The sequence below is a fragment of the Streptomyces pathocidini genome (genome assembly GCF_001418495.1).
Lineage (GTDB): Bacteria > Actinomycetota > Actinomycetes > Streptomycetales > Streptomycetaceae > Streptomyces > Streptomyces pathocidini.
This window is the reverse complement of record NZ_LIQY01000193.1, coordinates 1-4,788: the sequence shown is the minus strand read 5'-3', so window position 1 is coordinate 4,788 and position 4,788 is coordinate 1. Positions and strand designations below refer to the sequence as shown.

Here is a 4,788-nt window from a genome sequence, read left to right as displayed (position 1 = left end):
CGCCACCGCCCGCCCCGGAGGCCCGTACTCCGGCGAACGGGACCCCGTCGAGGAACCCCCGTCGCGCAAGCTCTACCGCAGCGCGGACGGGCGGCTGCTCGGCGGGGTCGCGCGCGGGCTCGCCGGGCACCTGGGGCTGCCGGTGGCGTGGGTGCGGATCGCGTTCGTGGCGCTGTTCATGATCGACGGGCTGGGCGCGCTGCTGTACGCCGGGTTCTGGTTCGTCGTCCCGCTCGGTGTCGGCGGCGTCGAGCCGCAGCGGCCGCAGAAGCCGACGCAGTCGTCGAGGCCGCAGCACGCGGAGCACCCCGCCGACATCTGGACCGTGACCGGCCCTGACGGCCGCCGCCGGATCCTCGCGCGCAAGCCCGACAAGGGCCAGATCGTCGCCCTGCTCGCACTCGTCGTCGGCCTCGCGATCTTCCTGGAGAACCTCCAGCTCGGCCGCGTCGCCAACGCCTACCTCTGGCCCGTGCTCCTGATAGGCGCCGGGGTCGCACTCGTATGGCGCCAGGCGGACAACGCGCGCCGGGCGCACTGGGTCGAGGTCGGCCGCAGCAAGCGCGTCCAGGCCTTCGCGCGCAGCGCGGCCGGGGTGCTGCTGGTGGTGGTCGGCCTCACCGGCTTCTTCGTCGTACGCGGCTCGGCCCACCAGCTCGGCAACGTCCTGACCGCCGCTCTCGCCGTCGTCGTTGGCATCGCGCTGCTCGCCGGCCCCTATCTCGTACGCATGGCGCAGGACCTGTCCGAGGAGCGGCTGATGCGCATCCGCGCGCAGGAGCGCGCCGAGGTCGCGGCGCATGTGCACGACTCGGTGCTGCACACCCTCACGCTGATCCAGCGCAACGCCGACGACCCCAAGGAGGTCACGCGCCTCGCGCGCGCCCAGGAGCGCGACCTGCGCGCCTGGCTCTACAAGCCGGAGGGCACCGGCCGGGACGAGCCCGAGGAGCCGGACACCCTGGCGGAGGCGGTCCGGCGTACGGCGGCCGAGGTCGAGGACTACCACGGGGTGCCCGTGGAGGTGGTGTGCGTGGGCGACTGCCCGCTCGACGAGCGGCTGACCGCCCAGCTCCAGGCCGCGCGCGAGGCGATGGTGAACGCCGCCAAGTACGGTGGCGAGGGCGGGCCCGTGCAGGTCTACGCGGAGGTGGAGGGCCGTACGGTCTTCGTGTCCGTACGGGACCGGGGTCCGGGGTTCGACCTGGACTCGGTGGAGGAGGACCGGATGGGCGTCCGGGAGTCGATCATCGGCAGGATGCAGCGCAACGGCGGCACCGCGCGGTTGCGCTCGGCGCCGGACGGGGGCACGGAAGTGGAGCTGGAGATGGAGAGGGCGGCGGCGTCATGACGGCAGAGGCAGGCGTACCGGACAGCGGGGCCCGTCGCGTACGGGTGGTGCTGGTCGACGACCACCGGATGTTCCGGACCGGCGTCCAGGCCGAGATCGGGCAGACGGACCGCACGGGCGTGGAGGTCGTCGGCGAGGCCGCGGACGTGGAGCAGGCGGTCACCGTCATCACCGCGACCCGGCCGGAGGTCGTCCTGCTGGACGTGCACCTGCCGGGCGGCGGCGGGGTCGAGGTGCTGCGCCGCAGCGCGACGCTGATGGCGGACGCGGAGCGGCCGGTGCGCTTCCTGGCGCTCTCGGTCTCGGACGCGGCCGAGGACGTCATCGGCGTCATCCGCGGCGGAGCACGCGGCTACGTCACCAAGACGATCACGGGTACGGACCTGGTCGACGCGATCTTCCGCGTCTCGGACGGCGACGCGGTGTTCTCGCCGCGGCTGGCGGGCTTCGTCCTCGACGCCTTCGCGTCCACCGACGCCCCGCCGGTCGACGAGGACCTGGACCGGCTCACGCAGCGCGAGCGCGAGGTGCTGCGGCTGATCGCGCGCGGCTACGCGTACAAGGAGATCGCCAAGCAGCTGTTCATCTCGGTGAAGACGGTGGAGTCCCATGTCTCCGCTGTCCTGCGGAAGTTGCAGCTGAGCAACCGGCACGAGCTGACACGCTGGGCGACGGCGCGCCGACTGGTCTGACGACACCGGCCCACCACCGGTTCGGGAGCTTCAGCGCACCCCGTCCGGATAGGGCCGGAAGGTCGTGGTGTCGAGTGTCCATGGTCCGATGGTGACCATGTCCCCGAAGACGTAGTCCGTGCGCGTGCGGTAGCGCGGGCCACCGGGGCCGTGTCCCGGGTCGGACAGCATGGCGATGGTGCCTTTCCGGGGGTCGATGAGGAGATACAAAGGGAGCCCCATCGCCGGATACTCGGCCATCTTGTCGAGGTAGTCGTTGGTGTGGTTGGACGGCGACACGATCTCGGCGACGAGCGAGATGTCGTGCGGGGAGAAGGGGGCCATCGTCTGCTCGGCGAAGATGTCGTAGGGCACGACGATGAGGTCGGGGCGGCGCAGCCGGCCGATGGACGGGTCCTCGATCTCGCCGCCGGTGTGGGCCACCAGCCGAGGCTCTGACCCCCTGAGCTGCTCCGCGAGTTGCTCCCGGACGGTCCAGGCGATGAGCTCGTGCGGACGCCCTGGGGACATCATCATCACGATCTGGTCGCCGACGATCTCGTACCCGATGAAGGGGTCGGGGGCGTGTTTGGCCAGTTCTTCGGCGGTCTCCCGCATGCGTGCGTAATCCATGGCTGCACCGCCTTGTCGAGGTGGGCCCGGCCCAGTTGCGCTATGTGTCCAGGGTACTGGTCGACGGTGACAGCGGGGCGTGTGCCGACGACGGCTCTCGCTCTGTCGCGAGGTTTACTGGTCACCGCACCGTCCGCTCGCGACGGCATCCGAGGAAGCGAGATCCCATGTACGCGGCCATCGTGACCGTGACGATCGACCCCGCTCAGGCGCCGGCCGCGGCTGCCGCGCTGATGGCGGACGTGCTGCCGAGGATCCGTTCGGCGCCCGGCTTCGTCAGCGGTTACTGGATGGAGCCGGTGGGCGGGCAGGGGCTGTCGGTCGTCCTCTTCAAAGAGGAGGAGCAGGCCCGGGCCGCGACGCCGCCGGCGATCGGGTGGACGGCCCCCGGAGTCACCGTCGACGGAGTCGAGTTCCGGAGGGTGGCGGTCGCGGTTCCGTGACCGGGGCGGGCGGACCGGGCAAGGTGGTCCGGCTGGACGTCGGCGGTCCGGCTGGACAACGGCCCCCGGTGGTGAGGAGTTGCGCTGGTGGAACCCAAGCCCGGGACGGCACTGACCGTTGCCATGGTGGCGCTCACGCTGACCACGGGCATGGTGGAGGCGGTCAGCTTCCTCGCGCTCGGCCCCGTCTTCACGGCCGTCCAGACGGGCAACACGCTCTTCCTCGGCTTTGCAGTTGCCGGTGCGGGCGGGTTCGCGGTCGCCGGTGCGGGCGGCCTGTCGGTGGTGGCCTCGCTGGTCTCGCTCGGCGGGTTCGCCGTCGGCGCGGTCCTCGGCGCCCGCTTCGAGTCGATCGTGGACCTGCGCGGGCGGCGGTGGTTCGTGGGAGCGCTCTGCGCCGAGGCCGCGCTGCTCGGCGTCGCTGGCGCGGTGGCCTGGCAGATCCAGCGCCCCGACGAGCCGCTGACGATCCGCCACTACGCGGTGACGGCGCTCGTCGCCCTGGCGATGGGCATGCGCAACGTGACGACGATGCGGGCCAAGGTGCCGGACGTGCCGACCACGGTCGTCACCCGCACGATGACGGCCCTCCTCGGCGGCTCACCCCTCGGCCTCGACACCCGCATCCCGATGGGCGCCAGGAACGAACTCCGCCGCACGGCCGCCGTCGCCGCCATGTTCGCGGGCGGACTGCTCGGCGCGTGGCTGCTGTTCGAGTCCGTACGCCCGCCGGTGGTGCTGCTGGCGACGGCTGCGATCGTGGTCGCCGTCGCGCTGGGCTATGCCCTCACACCGGGCCGTGGTGTTTCGGAGACCCGGGCGGCGCACTGAACGCGGGTCCCCGACACTCCGTCCTAACGCCTCACCCTGCGCCCCAACGCCTCACACTCCGCCGCAACGCCTCCCAACGCCCGCGTTCCGCTCCGGTGTTGGCGCGTCAGCGCTTCACGGCGAGCGCGGCGCCCAGGAGGCGTGCGAACACCGCGACGAGCTTGGTGTCGTCCTCGTTGAGGTCGCCGGGCTTGAGGCAGTCGATGCTCAGCACACCCATCGAGGTGTCTCCCACCTTGACGGCGGTGCTGATGTACGTCTTGTAGGTGTTGCTGTCGGGTCGAAGAGCCTGGGGGAGCTGGTCGACGTTCGGGACGAAGACGTCGGCTCCCTCGTCGAGGAGTTTCAGCAGTTCCTTGCCCCGCAGTTCCTGTTCCCTGAAAACGGTGACGGGCGGTTCGCCGCGTCCGCTCCACAGGCCGTTGTGGCATTTGACTTCCCGCTGGCCCGGAGCGGCGTTGGCGACCTCTTCCAGAAAGCAGGCCCGCGCGTCGGGGGGGGCCGACCATCTGGGCGGTCAGGATGACGACGGACAGCTTCATCTGCTGCTTGAGCGCCCGTCTCTGCATCCTGTCGCTGCTGATGATCTCGCCGAGCAGGTTGACGATCGGCACCAGGACGTCCTCGAACGCCCTCCGCTGGTTCCGGGTCGCGGCCGCGGCCGCCTGCCGAGCCGTGGCCACACGGCGGTCGGCGAGTAACACCGCCCCCAGCACGGCCACCGTGCCGACGATGATGATTGTTGTGTATAACCACCCCGGCATCTTCAAGCCAATGACCATCTGTGCGATATAGGACATAACGGCCGCTAAGGCTGCGCCGACAGCACCCCAGCCCATGGAACCCCCCATGTGAACCC

7 protein-coding genes are annotated in these 4,788 nt (G+C 71.0%); 5 read left to right on the top strand and 2 right to left on the bottom strand.

Annotated features, from left to right (window positions below; all coding sequences use genetic code 11):
- On the top strand, positions 1-1,351 hold a 1,351-nt coding region (locus AOK16_RS11230), incomplete at its 5' end, for an ATP-binding protein (RefSeq protein WP_055472111.1).
- Positions 1,348-2,043, top strand: a complete 696-nt coding sequence (locus AOK16_RS11225; RefSeq protein ID WP_055472110.1) for a LuxR C-terminal-related transcriptional regulator — start codon at positions 1,348-1,350, stop codon at positions 2,041-2,043. The genes AOK16_RS11230 and AOK16_RS11225, both read left to right, overlap by 4 nt.
- 30 nt (positions 2,044-2,073) lie before the next feature.
- Here AOK16_RS11225 and AOK16_RS11220 read toward each other — a convergent pair whose 3' ends face one another.
- Positions 2,074-2,655: a Uma2 family endonuclease gene (locus tag AOK16_RS11220; protein ID WP_055472109.1), complete on the bottom strand. Its 582-nt coding sequence runs from the start codon at positions 2,653-2,655 to the stop codon at positions 2,074-2,076.
- 167 nt (positions 2,656-2,822) lie between these two features.
- Here AOK16_RS11220 and AOK16_RS11215 point away from each other — a divergent pair, with 167 nt between their 5' ends.
- Both AOK16_RS11215 and AOK16_RS11210 read left to right on the top strand, forming a co-directional pair.
- Positions 2,823-3,098 (top strand): hypothetical protein, encoded by a 276-nt coding sequence (locus AOK16_RS11215; protein ID WP_055472108.1) that lies wholly within the window; start codon positions 2,823-2,825, stop codon positions 3,096-3,098.
- An 87-nt stretch (positions 3,099-3,185) separates the two neighbouring features.
- Positions 3,186-3,929, top strand: coding sequence for a YoaK family protein (locus AOK16_RS11210; RefSeq protein ID WP_055472107.1), 744 nt, complete (start codon positions 3,186-3,188; stop codon positions 3,927-3,929).
- 106 nt (positions 3,930-4,035) lie between these two features.
- Here AOK16_RS11210 and AOK16_RS29060 read toward each other — a convergent pair whose 3' ends face one another.
- Positions 4,036-4,278 (bottom strand): GAF domain-containing protein, encoded by a 243-nt coding sequence (locus AOK16_RS29060; RefSeq protein WP_338058483.1) that lies wholly within the window; start codon positions 4,276-4,278, stop codon positions 4,036-4,038.
- 173 nt (positions 4,279-4,451) lie between these two features.
- Between AOK16_RS29060 and AOK16_RS28170 the strand changes: the two genes are divergently transcribed.
- Positions 4,452-4,724: a hypothetical protein gene (locus AOK16_RS28170; RefSeq protein WP_240483518.1), complete on the top strand. Its 273-nt coding sequence runs from the start codon at positions 4,452-4,454 to the stop codon at positions 4,722-4,724.
- Positions 4,725-4,788 lie beyond the last annotated feature (64 nt).

Coding starts and splice junctions, on each gene's coding strand:
- AOK16_RS11225 (WP_055472110.1), top strand. CDS start 1,348: ATGACGGCAGAGGCAGGCGTACCGGACAGCGGGGCCCGTCGCGTACGG.
- AOK16_RS11220 (WP_055472109.1), bottom strand. CDS start 2,655: ATGGATTACGCACGCATGCGGGAGACCGCCGAAGAACTGGCCAAACAC.
- AOK16_RS11215 (WP_055472108.1), top strand. CDS start 2,823: ATGTACGCGGCCATCGTGACCGTGACGATCGACCCCGCTCAGGCGCCG.
- AOK16_RS28170 (WP_240483518.1), top strand. CDS start 4,452: ATGACGACGGACAGCTTCATCTGCTGCTTGAGCGCCCGTCTCTGCATC.